This is a genomic window from Alteromonas portus, from assembly GCF_005117025.1.
Taxonomy (GTDB): domain Bacteria; phylum Pseudomonadota; class Gammaproteobacteria; order Enterobacterales; family Alteromonadaceae; genus Alteromonas; species Alteromonas portus.
In genome coordinates this window covers 33,190-49,235 of record NZ_SWCO01000009.1, presented here as the reverse complement: position 1 = coordinate 49,235, position 16,046 = coordinate 33,190, and the positions used below count along the sequence as shown (strand labels likewise).

Sequence of the window (16,046 nt, the reverse complement as noted above, 5' to 3'; positions counted from 1 at the left end):
ACGGCTTATGCAACGCTATCGTGGTAAAAATGCTGTAATTTTATACGCTAATTTGTTTTGCAATAATAGACGCCACAGCGTCAGTTTGCTCAAGTACTAGCATATGCCCAGCATCACTTACGGTATGGAACCCTGCTTTAGGCAACACGCTTTTAAGTTGCTGAATTGCTTCTGCAGGGGCAATTGCATCCTGCTGTGCAGTGATAAACGTCACTGGAGCATTGATCTTTGCGAGTGCTTTAACGGTACTTTCTCGTGGCGTGGTGGCTAGCGTGTGATTAAGCAATGTTGTTTTGCCTAAATCTTGTGCCATTGATTTTACAACGCCAGCCATATCTTCATCGTTCAAACGTGAAGGGTGAATAAACCGTGAAAGGTATGCATCGTTATCGGGCTTAAAGTGTCCTTGCTTAAGCATAGTGGTTAACTGCTTACGCTTGGCAATTTCTTCTTTTGATAAGCCTTCTGGGTTGTAGCCGATTAACGTAACCGAGGCTATATTGGCGGGATTGCGTTGTGCCACTAACGCCGCTATAAATCCGCCCATGGAGTAACCCACAAGGTGCACTTTTTCGTCATCTAGAATGCGATCTTCACTTAGTGCCAGCATTTCTTCGAGCGATGCAGCCCATTGAAGTGGCACATAGCGACGTTGCGCAATATGCAAGGTGCGCCAAAGCGGCAAAAACACGCGTTCGTCGCAAAGCGTACCGGGGAAAAATAAAACAGGGTGCTGCACAGACACGTGTGCTCCTTAACAATAAACTGGCTGGTTACATGCTACCATAGCGCGCCTTTTAATGAATGGTCTGCTATGCAGAAAGCGGCCACGCTTTAATGACAAACGAATATTTAGTAAATGCCCATACAGACAATTATGACAGAACAACAATATACCGGTGGCTTTTCTGAGCGAGTGCTCGCATGGTTTGATAAACACGGGCGAAAGCATTTGCCTTGGCAGCAAAACGTAACGCCTTATAAAGTATGGGTTTCGGAAATTATGCTGCAGCAAACCCAAGTTACTACGGTTATTCCTTACTTTGAACGTTTTATGGCGTCATTCCCCACCGTACATGAGTTGGCGAAAGCATCTCAAGACGACGTGCTTCATCATTGGACGGGGCTAGGCTACTACGCAAGAGCCAGAAACCTCCATAAAGCTGCGAATATGTTGGTAGACAAATACAATGGCGAGTTTCCCTATACTCTAGAAGAAGTCATGGATTTGCCCGGTATAGGGCGGTCAACGTCAGGGGCAATACTGTCGCTGTCTCGCAATATGCGCTTTCCTATTTTAGACGGCAATGTGAAGCGTGTTTTGGCCCGGTACTATGCAATAGGCGGGTGGCCGGGACAGAAAAAAGTTGAAAACCAACTTTGGGAAGTGGCTGAGAAAAACACGCCTACCAATCCAGAAGGCGGACGATGTGCCAACTATACCCAGGTGATGATGGATTTGGGCGCGATGATCTGTACGCGAAGCAAGCCAAAGTGTGACGAGTGCCCGCTTCAAGCCGACTGTATTGCCTACGCTCAAGGTGCGCAAACCGACTACCCGGGTAAAAAACCGAAAAAAACGCTACCGGAAAAATCCACCTATATGTTGGTGGCACAGTTTAACAGCCAAGTGTATTTAGAGCAGCGTCCCTCAACAGGCCTTTGGGGCGGTTTGTATGGTTTTATCGAGGTGTCTTCAATAGAAGAGGGTATTGAACAGCTTAATAAGCGGGGGATCAGTGTTGACGAGACCCGAGAGCTTGAAGGTTTCCGCCATACCTTTAGTCATTTTCATTTAGATATCACCCCGGTAGTGGCCGTGGTAAACTCTGCTCCAACAAAGCGCGTAGCCGAAACGGTATATCGCTGGTTTTCGTTGAACGAGCCTATTGAAGTTGGTTTAGCGGCACCTACAACCAAGATTATTCAGCAGTTAATGCGTTAGGCGTTCTAAGCCCAACACATTATTTATTGCTAAGTAGATAGCGAACGAAAGGAAATAACATGGCAAGAACGGTATTTTGTCGCAAGCTTCAAAAAGAAGCAGACGGCTTAGATTTCCAACTTTATCCGGGTGAACTGGGTAAGCGTATTTTCGACAACATTTCTAAAGAAGCATGGGCTGAATGGCAAAAGAAACAAACCATGCTGATTAACGAACATAAGCTAAATATGATGGAGCCGAATGCCCGTAAGTTTTTAGAAGAAAAAATGTCGGCCTACTTGTTTGACGACGTAGAACCTACGATTGAAGGCTATGTTCCGCCTGAAAAATAAGCAAAAAAGCGTTTTTTGAGCAAACAATGCGCAAACAGTAATAAAAGCGCAAAAAAAGCGAGAAAAACGGTTGACTTGTGAAGGCGAAAACCGTTTAATACGCACCCACAGCAGGACAGGCAGTAAGCGCCTAGAACGCTAACAAGTTTCAGCCTCGATAGCTCAGTTGGTAGAGCAGCGGATTGAAAATCCGCGTGTCCCTGGTTCGATCCCGGGTCGAGGCACCATTATTCAGAGAGCCCTGCATGAAAATGCGGGGCTTTTTTGATTCCGGCGGTTGAAGAACCAGGTACACGCTGACGTGCCCCTGCGGCTGCACCGCGCGTTACAATCCCGGGTCGAGGCACCATTATTCAGAGAGCCCTGCATGAGAATGCAGGGCTTTTTTGATTCCGGCGGTTTAAGAACCAGGTACACGCTGACGTGCCCCTGCGGCGGCGCCGCGCGTTGCGTCAAAATCATATTTGCGAATACTCGTATGGCAGCTTTAGCGCTTCGCATCGTATAATGAGAACAATATGCGCAAAGAGTTTAAGAGCAGGGTATGAATCGTCGTAAGAAAATTTTCACTAAACTTAAGAAAAAAGATAAAAAAGCTAAGGCTAAACTTCATAAAAGTAATAAGCCAGCTTACATCTCTAAAGCTGAACGAGAAAAGTTAGCAGAACAAGCTACCAATGAAATTGTAGATACCGCCGACAACACAAAGCTTCAAGACTAAGAAGTAATTCTGACAAAGTTTTTCCCCTCATAATCAAGCATTCCAAAAATGCCCACCTTTTAATTGGTAAGTCCAATTCCAAGGTTCTTTTCTATACTTTTGTATAAATTTACTTGTTATTAAAATGTTATTTGGTAATACTGTTTCGTAATCATAAGGTTTTAAAATTGTTTTAATTCTGAATTGGTAAGTGTAATTGGTATGTCACTTATGTTTCAGGGTTACTGTAATCGAAAGGCAGAACATGAAGCAGCTTAACTTGACCGAAGTGGGAAACCTTCCTTCATCCGTCAAAAAACCTACGTATTCTCTATCTCAGGTAAAAGCAGGTATTGTGCATTTTGGTGCAGGAAACTTTCATCGCGCGCATCAAGCGGTTTATTGTGAAAGTCTATTGAACGAAGGAAATATGGAGTGGGGTATTACCGGTGTTTCCCTGCGTTCTGCAACCATGCGCGATAATCTCGCTCCCCAAGACTGGTTGTATACCTTATCTGAAATAGATGAAACCACCTCTTATCAAGTTATCGGTGCGCTTCGCGATGTACTTGTGGCTCCAGAGGCACCTTCAAAAGTCATTAACGCTTTATCTAGTAACCAAACCGATTTAGTAACAGCCACAATTACTGAAAAAGGCTATTACTTAAAAAACGGTGAAGTTGATAAATCCCATCCTGATATCACTGCCGATCTCGCGTCTTTATCTGCGCCTAAAACCATTTATGGTTTTATTGCTGCAGGGTGTATTGCTCGTGCAAAGCAGCATGGCCAGCCCTTTACTGTGTTGTGTTGCGACAATATGCAAGGGGGCGGTGAGATTTTAAAACAAGGTGTAGAGCTAATATTGCACCACCATAGTAAAGAGGCTTTAGAGTGGGTTAAGCAGAACGTCGCATTTTCAGCTTCTATGGTAGATAGGGTGACGCCAGCAACGAATGATGCATTAATACAGAGCGTTGCGGAAGAACTGGGTGTTAAAGATGCCGCTCCAGTCTCTACCGAGCCTTTTACACAATGGGTTATTGAAGATAACTTTGCCGGAAAGAAACCGCCCTTTGACAAAGCAGGCGCACTATTTGTTAAAGACATTCACCCGTATGAAAAGGTTAAATTGCGATTCCTCAATTCGAGCCATTCTATGCTCGCGCTTATGGGCTACCTTGCTGGTGACGATTATGTGCATGAAGCTATATCTCGTAAAGATATGGCTGTATTCGCCAACGCCGCTCTTACAAAAGATGTATTGCCTGTCACACATGTCCCCGCTGATATAGACGGCTTAGATTATATTGCACAGGTATTTAAGCGTTTTCAGAACAAGCGTTTGCCATATCGGGTACTTCAAGTAGCAAGCGACAGTTCTCAAAAAATCCAGCAACGTTGGTTCCCCGCCATCGAAGATGCAATAAAAAGCGATAAAAGCGCACCTTATATGGCGTTTGCACTCGCTTCATGGGTTTGCTTTGTTGAGCGAGCGGTGCAAGGGAAAGTAATTAGCGACCCCCAATCCGATAATTTAACCAAGTGGGTTGAAGCACTATCCACATCAGATAATCCCAATGCTTCAGACCTACAAAACATCAAGGCTTTGATCTGTATAGCTGACGCGCCTAAATTTTCTTTTTTCCAAAATAGTGATTTCTTGCGTGAGGTAAGCACGAATGTAAACGCGATTAGCGTACATGGTATCGAGAAAGCCCTCAGTCAATTTTTGTCTTTAAATGGTAGTAAATAAAATATGCGTGAATCTTGGAGATGGTTTGGTCCTAATGACCCGGTAACAATCAGTGAAATCAGACAAACTGGCGCCACGGATATAGTAAGTGCATTACACAGTGTTCCTACAGGTGAAGTTTGGCAACTTGAAGATATAAAGGCGTACAAAGCACTTATCGAGACCTGTGAGCCCAATGAAAGCCCACTTAAATGGACGGTAGTTGAAAGTATTCCTGTGCATGAAGACATTAAGCTTGCGAGACCCGGGCACGAAAAATATATCGAAAACTGGATAGTGAGCATGGAGAATTTAGCCAAGTGTGGCATCAAGACCATTTGCTATAACTTCATGCCGGTGATTGATTGGACACGTACCGATTTAAATTATCGCCTGCCAAGTGGGGCTTATGCATTGCGCTTTGACCAACCCAAGTTTGCTGCGTTTGATTTGTTCATTTTGCAGCGGGAAAACGCAGAAAAAGAGTACAGCAAAGAAGAGTTAGCTGAAGCAAAGCGGGTGTTTGAAGAGATGACCGAAGCAGAGCGTTCAACTCTTACCAATAACATTATTGCGGGTTTACCAGGTCGCATGACAGATAGCTACGGCATTGAAGATTTTCGCGCCATGCTCGCAAACTATAAAGATATTGACGCCAACCAACTGCGCAAGAACCTGTTTTCCTTTTTAGAAAAGGTGCTTCCCAGAGCCGAAGCGGCTGGCATCAAGCTCGCTATTCACCCTGACGACCCGCCGCGTGACATGCTAGGTCTACCTCGTATTGTGTGCACGGCAGATGATTTAAATATTCTATTTGATGCCCAACCCAGTCCCTCTAACGGAATGACGTTGTGCGTTGGTACTTATAGTAGTCGCCCTGACAATAACCTTCCTGAAATGGCTCAGCAATTCGGTGAACGCATACATTTCTCCCACTTAAGGGGTGTAACACGAGACCCTAAAGAACAGCGTAGCTTTTACGAAGCAAGCCACCTAGATAGTGACGTAGATATGGTGGCGGTCATTGACGCTCTGCTTAAAGAAGAGCGGCGTCGTGCTGAAAGTGGTATGTCACAAGATATTTTCATACGCCCTGATCACGGTCATCAAATGATGGACGACATTGGGAAAACAGTGAACCCAGGTTATTCGGGGATCGGCCGCCTAAAAGGCTTGGCTGAAATTCGCGGTGTAATACGTGCGCTTGCTGCGCGGGCATAACTTTTTGCACCTGTAATTAGCGTTATTTGGCGGTACAAGCGGTATGACAGCATTATCAAAAATAATAAAAAACCTTTTGCCGGGGATATTTCTGTTCGGTTTTACCGTTGGCACGGGAAGTGTCACCGCCATGGCAAAAGCGGGCGCCGATTACGGTATGTCGCTTTTGTGGGCTATCTTGATTTCATGTGTAATTACCTATTTCCTTATACAGCTTTTTGGAAAATTCACATTACAAACTGGACTGACGGCGCTTCAAGCCTTTAAGCAGCATATCCACCCTGCAGTAAGCTTATTTTTCATCGTTGCATTAACCACCCAAGTCTGCGGCAGCGTAATGGGGGTAATGGGAATTATTGCGGATGTGTGCTTTGAATGGTCTAAACAATTTATAGAGGGTGGGATAGCGCCCATATACTTTGCGCTATTTTTTAGCACATTCGTATATCTCGTTTTTCTGGTTGGTAAGACTGATGTTTTCCAACAAGTTCTGGCCGTACTTGTGGCCATTATGGCCCTGTGTTTTCTTGTTAACTTTATAATGCTGATGCCGCCCCTATCAGATATTGCGTTAGGGCTAGTGCCTAATATTCCAGATACAGGCCCAGACAAAAGTAGCTTTTTAGTTGTGGCTTCAATGGTAGGTACAACTGTATTTTCCGGCCTTTTTATCTTACGTTCAATTCTGGTTTTAGAAGCTAAATGGACGGTAGAAGACATGAAAACACAAAAAAAAGACGCGCTGTTTTCTGCCTTTCTCATGTTTGTAGTCAGTATGTCTATCATGGCTGCTGGCACTGGCGCGCTTTACGCTCAGGGCATTCAATTAACCCACGTCACTCAAATGGTTACTTTGCTAGAGCCGCTTGCAGGCCAGGTAGCAGTCACCATCTTCACCCTTGGTTTGATTGCAGCAGGCATATCTTCACAGTTTCCCAATGTGGCCTTGTTGCCTTGGCTATTAGACGATTACAACAAACGTAAGACCGACCTTAAGCGCACGCATTACCGAATAATAGCTTTAATTATTTCCTTGCTAGGCCTAGTGGTTCCAATTTTCGAGGCCAAGCCTATTTCGGTAATGATAGCGTCTCAAGCGTTTGGAGCGCTGATATTGCCAGCCACTGTGGCGAGTATTTTCTATGTGGGTAACAAACGTAAAGTCATGAAGACACACGTTTTCGGTTTTATCACCAACGCTACATTGGTATTGATATTCGCGTTTGCGCTGGTAATGAGTTACATGAGCATAAATGGAATAATCGCCACGGTCCAAAGTGTGTAGTCGGTGCAGTTCGTTTAACGAACATCAAGGTGCAATTTTTTCAATTTAAACAACGGTAAAGCTTTTATGAATTCGATAATCAAATTTACATCAAACCGTGTTTGGCGCACTTATCAGGGGGGCAAGCTACTCGACACTATCGAGGGTAAAGCTGAACCCAAAGATTCAAGTTTCCCGGAAGACTGGATTGGCTCTACGGTGGAAGCTCGAAATGTAGGAAGAGAGCATATTTCTGAAGGCTTAGCTATGGTGCCTAACGAAAATAATGAACTGGTGGCGTTCAAAGATGTACTGGCTACCAAACAAGCTCATTTTCTCGGTGAAGAAAACGGTGAGCCCCGCTCACTTGACGATATTCCTTTAGTTAAATATTTAGACAGCTCAACCCGTCTTCACTTTCAAGCGCATCCTACTCGCGAGTTTTCGCAACAACGTTTAGGTATGCCGCGAGGCAAAACCGAAGCGTACGTGATATTACAAACCCGAGAAGGTATTGGGACACCCTATATTTATGCGGGCTTTCAGCGCTCTCCTTCAAGAGAGCAACTCAAAGAGTGGATAGAAACGCAGAACATAGACGCTATTGAAAGCTGCTTCGATAAAATTCCGGTTAAACCAGGTGATGTTTTTCTTATTCCCGGCGGGCGCCCCCATGCGCTTGGTGAAGGTATTTTAATGCTGGAAATTATGGAACCTTCAGATTTGGCGGTACGCTTTGAGTTCGAACGCTGTGGATACGTTATCCCCGAACAAGCGCGTTTTATGGGGCGCGACATTGAAACTGCGCTAGACGTGTTTAATTTTGACCCGGTTGCAAAGGATGAGGTAGACACTGAATTTCGTTGCCACCCCAGCGTAATTAACGATGATGGGAAGGGAAATAACCTATCTCTTTTGATTGGGCCAGAAAATACCCCATGTTTTACCGTGAAGCGGGCCACAGTGAGTAGCCAGGTTTCAAGAGAAGGAACCACTTTCTTTTTAGGTGTAGTTACCGAAGGCTGTGGTGAGATACGAGTAGGTGATGAAGTCACACAGCTAAAACAGTGGGACCGTTTTTTCTGCCCAGCTGGGGTGAATAATTTCGAATACGTATGTCATAGCGACACGCCTTTATCTATTTTGGAGTGCTACCCGGGGAATACTCAGTAGCGCGCTGTTGTAACTCGCGCCATTTTGAACTGTAAAGAACTAATGAAATAAGATAGCCAGCTTGCAATGAAGCTGGCTATTTTTTATATAGTCTAGTCGTGCGTTACATCAAGTGCATAAAACGTGGCTTGAACATAATCATCTCCATCACCCGTATTATTTTGATTGTAAACACCTGCTTTGAAGTACATGTAGTCGTCGGCAACATCATAGCCGCTGTTGCTCATATCCACTTCCTCAGTTAGCGTAGGCTTACCCTCGCGCAGTATTTTAACCGTAAGGGTATTACCCGTTACGTCTATCTCGTAACTGAACACTTCATTAAGTGCAATGCCGTCGCTAGGCTCACTTGCTGAGCTAGAACGCGAGCCAATCATTTCATACCATTGCTCAGCATTGCCATTGCCTGGCTCGTGTGCAAAGTAGATAGAACCTTTGTCGTGCCCAGGTAGTTTTCTGTAGTAAAGGCGCACAGGTTCATCTGTATCAGCATGTATCTGCCCTATAATTACACGGCCTACTTGCCCGCTATCACCTGTAGTAGTTACGTGATTAACAGCAACAGTAGCCTTCATGTTCCCGTCAACACCGCCCGCGGCATTTTGCGCAGAAGAGGGGGCAGAGCTAAATACCCAATTGTTTTTATTAACGCCTTGCGTATCGATAGATGTGTCACCGGCCCGAAGCATCTCTCGCAGCTCAGAGCGTGTATAGCTAGTGTTGGTTGATGTTTTATACCCATCTATTTCGCTTCTAAACGTCATGCCCCCATCGTTAGCCGTATAAAAGAAGCGATCATCTTCAAACCCATCGTTAAGTTCGTCTTCTTTAATTGAATCTGCCTTTCCATTACCGTCATCGTCAGTCTGAATACTTAAATACCAACGAGACAAATCGAAATTAGATGACGGTGGCGCACTTGGATCTAACGAAGGATTTGAAATAGGAGGCGTAACAGAGCCACCCTCATAGACCTCAACTTCGGTTATGTTTGTCCATGTAGAGCTTGCTGTATTTGAAAATGTTTTAATGCGAATTTGTTGAGCTGCAATATCATCAATATCGAACACTTCGATATTTGACGTAGAGCCGCTACTCACATCATCAAAGACTTTCGTCCAAGAGCCGCTGGTTCCCGGTCGCGCATATATTTCAAATGTGTATGCTTGTGTATCGCCTCGTCCCCACGCTATGCCCACTTCTGAAATTGTTGTGGTTTGGTTAAGCTGAACCGTTAGATTTACTGGTGAGCCGCTACCTGCCCAGCGCGACGAAAAGTTGATATTACCGTCGATGACATTGGTTGCAGGGTAACTGCCATGGCCACTCCCATCGTCAAAAGCGGTATTAATTGTCACAGAATTTCCACTACTACCCGTAGATGGCGAATCTGCGTCTGTTCGAGTTAGCTCCCATTGTTGGTTAACATTGTTATTGCTAGAAGACCATAGATACAACGGCTGTTGTCGTGCTGCGCCGTTCCCGCCGTCAATCGAATAGCCAGAGGCGTTGCGCTTCTGGAAGCGATAAATTTCTGTACCGCTGATCACCTTTATTTTTTCCCAATGCTGATCGTAATTCGATGCATCACAAGGTTCTAAAGTTATAGCTTGGCCGTTGGAGCCACCGCTTCCACCGTCCCAGCAAAGGTTTGTATCTTGCTTTTTGTACGAGTAATAGCCATCGCCATGACTAATTTGCACCCATTGCTGGTTAACATTGTTGAGATTCGTGTTCCATAAGTAGGGCTGTTGGCCAACAACCGCACCACCGTTTCCATCTATAGAGAACGCAGTGTTATTTTTTTCCATCACAAAGGTTGCTGCGTGTGCATTAGTAGCGGCAATAGCTAGCAATGCACACGGTAGGGTAAAGGCAACTTTCATTATTAAATCCTTACTTAATTATTAAAAGGTATAACCAATTTAATACCAATTTGTATAAAATTGGTTAACATAATGTAAGTGCATAATTTAATAAGATCAAAACAACAATGATATTAATTTTCATTACTATGTATAAGGTAATGAAAATATAGGCTATTTTTGTTTTGATGTATTTTTCTTCAAACCAACTGGTATTACCAATTTGAATTTATCTAAAGCTATTTATGAAAAGGCTTATGATTAAAACGGCCCCTGCAATTGCTGAAACACCGCTCCACCCGAATAGAGAATAAAGCGTCACGCCAGTAGATGAACCTATAGCGCCGCCAATGTAATAGCCCAGCATATATATGCTGTTCACACGACTTTGTGCTTGTGCGTCTATGGAAAACACTCTGACTTGATTGGCAACTTGAGCGCTAAACACGCCAAAATCGATAAGTAAGATACTGGCAACCAGCCCCCAAAGCATGTTCTGGGTGAAAACTGAGAGGGCAAACCCTGAGACGATAATTAGAATTGAATAGGAAACGCTTTTTGCTGCCCCTAATTGGTTTACCCATTTACCCGCTAATTTGGCGCCTGCAACACCAGCTAAAGCGACTATGCCGAACATACCGGCTTGTTGAGCATTAAAATAAAAGGGAGCTTCGCTGACGTGTAGCGCTAATGTAGCCCATAGTGCGTTAAAAGCGGCAAACCAAATCATGCCAGTATAGGTAGCCTTTCGAAGTGTCTTATATTTCTTAAAAAGTTGCAGCAAGCTTTTTAACAGCGCCGTATACGACATAGAAAGGTTAGGCTTCTGATTGGGCAAAATGAGGTAAAGCATTAGGCCCACTAAGCCAGCTAAAAGGGCAGACATTATAAAAACCGCGCGCCATCCGAAGTGAGTCGCTATAGTGCCGCTAATGGTACGAGAGAGCAAAATTCCTACAGTCAGCCCCGTCATAACAGTAGCAATAGCAGGGCCTTTTTTATCACCACGCATCATCGACCCCACTAGAGGAATGATCTGCTGAGTAATATTGGCACTTAAGCCAATTAACACGCACGCTACACCAAGCATCATGATATGACTGGAAACTGACGCGATGCTCGCTCCGACAAAGAGTAATACCGAGAGAAGAGCAATGATTTTGCGCCTTACTACGACATCGCCTAAAGGTGATATGAAAATAATTGCTATGGCATACCCTATTTGCGCAAGGGCAGGAATGGCGCCCAGCGCACTTTCTTTAACCCCTAGGCTTTCGCCTATTAAAGGCAGTATAGGTTGGGTGTAATAAAGGTTAGCTGCAGTAGCGGCAACGGCGCACGCTAAAAGAAAAAGCTGCTTTTTGGTTAGCTCTGAAAATGTGGGCTGCAAGACAATCTCCCGTATCTTATCGATAGAAAAATTGTACGCGCCCTTAATTTATACTAGAAATGATATTAATGTGACTGATTTATCTTCAAAATGCATAAATTTATTTATAACCGAAATGACTCTTCGTTCTCTTTGAACCAAGTTAACCAAGCGTTGGTGGTAGCCGATGCTTCAGTAGACCAGTGCATACATAGCTCTACGTGCATGCCTGGATTTAACGGAATAAACGTGCAGCCGTTTGTCTGTAAGTTTTGTATGCAGCTAGGAGCAAGTGCAATACAGTTGCTACTGGCCACTTCTATTAGTAAAGCCTGCATAGAGTGGGGCTCACTGACCACATCTACACTTAAGTTTCTTTCGTAAAACAAGGCCATAATATTGTCGAACTGTTTGGTCGCATGTGCTCGGGAAAATAATATTAGTGGGTACTTCCCTACAATGTCGGGTGAAACTTCGTTTAACGTGTGTAGTTCGTGTTTATCTGAAACAACGGCTTGAACTGGATCATAAGCCACGCGCTTTTCTTCAAGCAGGGGTTTGTAAGCATCAGGAATAGGACGGGAAAAGCCAATATCAATGGCGTTTTCGCTAAGGGCCTGAAGCTGTTCGGCAACTGTCATTTCACTAATTTCAACTTTTACATTTTCGTGCTGCTTTGAAAATCGCCGCAACAAATCGGGAAGAAAGTGAGCGCATGCAGAGCCAAGATACCCAATTCTCAGTAAACCTTTGCGCCCGCTTTGTATTAGCTTCGCTTCTTCTTTTGCGTCACGACAATGTTTAACAATGGCTTGCGCATGTAGCAGGAAGTTTTCTCCCACTTCAGTTAGCTCAACAGTGCGGGTATTGCGCAATAACAAGGTTACGTTTAAGTCTTCTTCCAACGCATTGATATGGCGGCTTATTGCACTTTGTACGGTATGTAGGCGGGTGGCAGCGGTTGAAAAGCTCTTACACTGCGCGACTTCAATAAAGGTTTTAAGGTGCTTGAAGTTCATGATTTATGCCATTTCGAGATTAGCGAGGTTGAATAATATCATTTAAAAGATTGCTAGCAAGACGTTAGCATTGCAGGCCTGTTTAACTAGCAAAGGAGCACTTTATGAAGGCCTCTAATAATCTTTCGAGCACCGGTGAATTAGCATTGCTTTTATGCGCTACCCTTACAATTATGGTTGGGGCAGCTGTTGCACCTGGGCTGATTGCCATCGCAAAAGGACTACAATTTACTCAATATCCATCGTTACTCATCACACTGCCTGCACTTGGAGCTATAATTTTTGCCCCGCTATTTGGGCGCTGGATAGACAAACACGGGGCAAGAAAAACACTGCTATTTAGCTTATGGAGTTACTGCGTGCTAGGTCTATCTATTGTGTTGCTCAGCAGTGAATTTCTCATTGCTGCAAATCGCATAATATTGGGCGGGTTTGCTGCCGGTATTATGGCTGCAGGAACGGCGCTGATATCTCAATGGTACAAGGGGGAAGCGCGCTTAAAAATGATTGCCAAACAAGGAATGGCTATCGAGCTCGGCGGCGTAATCTTTCTTTTTATTGGAGGGGTACTAGCGCAGGCTCATTGGAAGGCGGCGTTTTTACTGTATGGCATTGCAGCAGTATGCGCGCTACTAGTTGTTTTTTCCGTACCGGGTAATCAAAGAATATTAACGCCTGGAAATTTCACTAGTGATCATAAAGCGAAAGACGTTGTGTCTAGCTTTTCTGGTATCAAATCCATCCTTAGCTTTGCTGTATGCGCGATGGCGCTATTTTTCAGTATGGTCGTCTCTTTACCTCAACACCTTGAAGCGCTTGGCTACTCGGAAGCGCATATCGGTTACATATTATCGTATATATCACTGATTGCTGTGGTTGCAGCTTCGTTATTGCCTAGGTTTGTTAAAGCGATAAAAGAGAAAAGAACACTTTCGCTTTCATTTCTTTGCTTTGGCGCAGCGTTGTTTGTTTTCGGTAGTTTTAGTGAAATACAGGCAATAATGCTAGCAGCGACGTTCGCGGGTACAGGCTTTGGCCTATCAATACCACTACTCAATCATGCAACTGTAGAAATAAGTCACGAGGAAAATAGAGGTAAAAATCTCTCTTTCTTTGCGATGGCAGCCTTCGCTGGACAATTTTTCACGTCGATTATCGACTTTCTTCCTGTAAATCTAAACCTGGTGTTTTTTGTTTTCTCAGCAGTGGCAGTGTGCATATCTATTGGCGCTTTTTCATCAACACTATTTTTAACACTTCCTAGCAAGTTAGATACAAATAGCGACTAAAACCTGCTCACATCATCAAAGACTTTCGTCCAAGAGCCGCTAGTTCCTGGGCGTGCGTATATTTCAAATGTGTATGCCTGCGTATTGCCTCGATCCCAAGCTATGCCAACTTCTGATACCGTAGTGGTTTCGTTAATCTGAACCGTTAAATTTAATGACGAGCCACTACCAACTCACCGTGATGAAAAGTCGGTATTACCGCCAATAACATTGGTCGCAGGATAACTACCATGACCGCAACCATCGTCAAACGCGGTATAAATCGAAACAGGGTTTCCAGCATTGCTCGTAAATGGTGAATCTGCCTCTGTTCGAGTGAGTTCCCATTGTTGGTTAACATTGCTATTGCTAGAAGACCAAAGATATAGTGGTTGCTGTCCAACAACCGCTCCACCGTTTCCATCTATAGAAAACGCAGTGTTATTTTTTTCCCATTACAAAGGTTTCCGCGTAAGGGCATACGAAAGGGTACTTAACTTAGCGAGTGGTGCACTTGTTGATTTTTAATCTAAGTAATTTCATGCACTTAATCGTTGAGGTTTGATTTAATGCGTTTTGCATGGGCTACGACTAGGCTTTAGTTGTGGATTTTCACAATTTAAATTAAGAGGGAGTTTTAATTATAATGCCAAAGTATATTCATAATTTTCTATCATCGAATAAAAGCCATCGAGCACGTTCGAAGCCGCCAAAAGTAGTCAAATTAGGTACTTATGTATCACTCTTCGTTGTTTCATTTATTGCATTTCCTGGTTCCACTTTAGCAAAAACGGTTTGTAGTACTGAAGTGGTAGAAGAAAAAGGCACCCCTACTCTTAGTTCTGGGCTGATTGATGCAATGTATGAAGCAATTAGCACTAACACTTTTGACCTTGACGAACCTTATACTTTGATAAGTAAGAAACATTTCTGTATAGGTGTAGGAGAGTCTAATAAAGGAGCCGAAAGTTCTTTTGAAACTCTTAACAGTGTCCCAAATCCTGATCCAGCACCGGAAGAAGATGATAAGCAAACAGTCAAGCAGACTAGAGCTGATGGAACCAGGGAGTGGTCTTATACTTATGTGAATGGAGTTTGGGTATTGACTGGATACAAATACACACCTTTGCCTGATGCTGATAGTCTGGATCCATAATTGACCAGCGTCATATAAATAGATCCACAAGATAGATGAATTTGAGCATGATAATGCCCCCTGGTGGGGCTTATTGATGAAATCGAAACTGAATAGATAGTTTCCACTATTTAAGCTGCATGTAGCAGAACTTAAAGGCCAATAAACGCCCCCAGTAATTGATAGTGACGGATACACAAGCGCTACGACATCTGTACCAAACTTACAAACTCTTGAAGCGAAGACACATGTAATTGTGCTTTTAGTGGCTTTTTAACGCCCGTTCGAAGTATCTGAACCGTTTTCGTGCCTAAACTATTATCTGCACTAATTTCAGACTCCTCACAGTCTCCAATAACCCATACTTCATTCGTAGCTGGCTTATATTTTTTAAGCATATAGTCCAAAGGCTTACGCCAAAAAGCCAGACGCATTTCTTGACTTAAAAAGGGAGTTAATTCGTTACGCTTATCTGACTCGATTACATTGAATAGAAATAACAATATGTCTTCACCTACACTATTATTCGGTGCTAAGCACCTTTCGAAATCAAAAATTAATAATTGCATGTATGGCTAAATTACTAGGGAGTGGCGTGCGTCATAGGCACACTTGAATGTTTTAATTTCAGAAAGAGCACCCTGCATAGTCGCGCACTTGTCGCATAGTGGAACGAAGCCAAATACTCTGAAAACAAGCCTGATAAGTACTAGTTTGCGCTTTTTAGACGCAGTTAAAGTCAAAGAGCGCTTTTTTTAATAAAAAACTTATGCATGTTCTTGCCTACTTTTCAAAATGGGTACTACGCTTATCTCATGTGTGCAAAGCCAGTTAGTCATAACGTTGTTACCCAGCTTAGCTAACAACGTTATGTTGCCTTTGCGCTAGGCTTTTTGTCTATTGGCGCTCATTGAGTGTGCCCAGCGCTTTGTAATTCGTGAACCAAGTAACGTGCTTAATTATGAAAAAGTACTGTTGAAGTTAAGTCGCAGTGTTTTTTCAAGGAGAGTGTTTTTGTCA

Annotated in this window: 14 protein-coding genes and 1 tRNA gene; 10 read left to right on the top strand and 5 right to left on the bottom strand. The window is 43.7% G+C overall.

Going from position 1 to position 16,046, the window contains the following annotated elements; translation table 11 throughout:
* Nucleotides 1–40 precede the first annotated feature (40 nt).
* The gene (locus E5672_RS15700) at nt 41–745 is read right to left on the bottom strand and encodes an alpha/beta fold hydrolase (RefSeq protein ID WP_136783068.1); all 705 of its coding nucleotides are present in this window, start codon (nt 743–745) and stop codon (nt 41–43) included.
* 132 nt (nt 746–877) lie between these two features.
* Here E5672_RS15700 and mutY point away from each other — a divergent pair, with 132 nt between their 5' ends.
* The 8 genes from mutY to E5672_RS15660 all read left to right on the top strand — a co-directional run bounded on the left by mutY (nt 878) and on the right by E5672_RS15660 (nt 8,370).
* A complete protein-coding gene (gene mutY / locus E5672_RS15695) occupies nt 878–1,945 on the top strand; it encodes an A/G-specific adenine glycosylase (protein WP_136783067.1) in 1,068 nt (355 codons plus the stop codon).
* Between the two features lie 59 nt (nt 1,946–2,004).
* On the top strand, nt 2,005–2,277 hold the full coding sequence (locus tag E5672_RS15690; RefSeq protein ID WP_014947929.1) for an oxidative damage protection protein: 273 nt from the start codon (nt 2,005–2,007) through the stop codon (nt 2,275–2,277).
* 151 nt (nt 2,278–2,428) lie between these two features.
* Nucleotides 2,429–2,504: transfer RNA gene (locus E5672_RS15685), tRNA-Phe, on the top strand.
* 317 nt (nt 2,505–2,821) lie between these two features.
* Nucleotides 2,822–2,998, top strand: a complete 177-nt coding sequence (locus tag E5672_RS15680) for a DUF2986 domain-containing protein (RefSeq protein ID WP_136783066.1) — start codon at nt 2,822–2,824, stop codon at nt 2,996–2,998.
* A 244-nt stretch (nt 2,999–3,242) separates the two neighbouring features.
* On the top strand, nt 3,243–4,733 hold the full coding sequence (locus E5672_RS15675; RefSeq protein ID WP_136783065.1) for a mannitol dehydrogenase family protein: 1,491 nt from the start codon (nt 3,243–3,245) through the stop codon (nt 4,731–4,733).
* Nucleotides 4,734–4,736: 3 nt separating this feature from the next.
* Nucleotides 4,737–5,933, top strand: a complete 1,197-nt coding sequence (gene uxuA, locus E5672_RS15670) for a mannonate dehydratase (protein WP_136783064.1) — start codon at nt 4,737–4,739, stop codon at nt 5,931–5,933.
* Between the two features lie 43 nt (nt 5,934–5,976).
* Nucleotides 5,977–7,218, top strand: a complete 1,242-nt coding sequence (locus E5672_RS15665) for an Nramp family divalent metal transporter (RefSeq protein WP_136783063.1) — start codon at nt 5,977–5,979, stop codon at nt 7,216–7,218.
* A 66-nt stretch (nt 7,219–7,284) separates the two neighbouring features.
* On the top strand, nt 7,285–8,370 hold the full coding sequence (locus tag E5672_RS15660; RefSeq protein ID WP_136783062.1) for a class I mannose-6-phosphate isomerase: 1,086 nt from the start codon (nt 7,285–7,287) through the stop codon (nt 8,368–8,370).
* A 92-nt stretch (nt 8,371–8,462) separates the two neighbouring features.
* On the opposite strand, the gene E5672_RS15655 is transcribed toward E5672_RS15660, so the two are convergent.
* The 3 genes from E5672_RS15655 to E5672_RS15645 all read right to left on the bottom strand — a co-directional run bounded on the left by E5672_RS15655 (nt 8,463) and on the right by E5672_RS15645 (nt 12,623).
* A complete protein-coding gene (locus E5672_RS15655) occupies nt 8,463–10,256 on the bottom strand; it encodes a polysaccharide lyase family 7 protein (RefSeq protein WP_240692254.1) in 1,794 nt (597 codons plus the stop codon).
* Nucleotides 10,257–10,464: 208 nt separating this feature from the next.
* Nucleotides 10,465–11,625: an MFS transporter gene (locus tag E5672_RS15650; protein WP_136783061.1), complete on the bottom strand. Its 1,161-nt coding sequence runs from the start codon at nt 11,623–11,625 to the stop codon at nt 10,465–10,467.
* A 104-nt stretch (nt 11,626–11,729) separates the two neighbouring features.
* Complete coding sequence (locus tag E5672_RS15645; RefSeq protein WP_136783060.1) at nt 11,730–12,623, bottom strand: LysR family transcriptional regulator; 894 nt, start codon at nt 12,621–12,623, stop codon at nt 11,730–11,732.
* A 104-nt stretch (nt 12,624–12,727) separates the two neighbouring features.
* Between E5672_RS15645 and E5672_RS15640 the strand changes: the two genes are divergently transcribed.
* Complete coding sequence (locus E5672_RS15640) at nt 12,728–13,912, top strand: MFS transporter (RefSeq protein WP_136783059.1); 1,185 nt, start codon at nt 12,728–12,730, stop codon at nt 13,910–13,912.
* A gap of 625 nt (nt 13,913–14,537) precedes the next feature.
* Entirely contained in the window at nt 14,538–15,047 is a 510-nt protein-coding gene (locus tag E5672_RS15635) for a hypothetical protein (RefSeq protein WP_136783058.1), read from the top strand.
* A gap of 182 nt (nt 15,048–15,229) precedes the next feature.
* On the opposite strand, the gene E5672_RS15630 is transcribed toward E5672_RS15635, so the two are convergent.
* The gene (locus E5672_RS15630) at nt 15,230–15,595 is read right to left on the bottom strand and encodes a hypothetical protein (RefSeq protein ID WP_240692253.1); all 366 of its coding nucleotides are present in this window, start codon (nt 15,593–15,595) and stop codon (nt 15,230–15,232) included.
* Nucleotides 15,596–16,046: the final 451 nt, after the last annotated feature.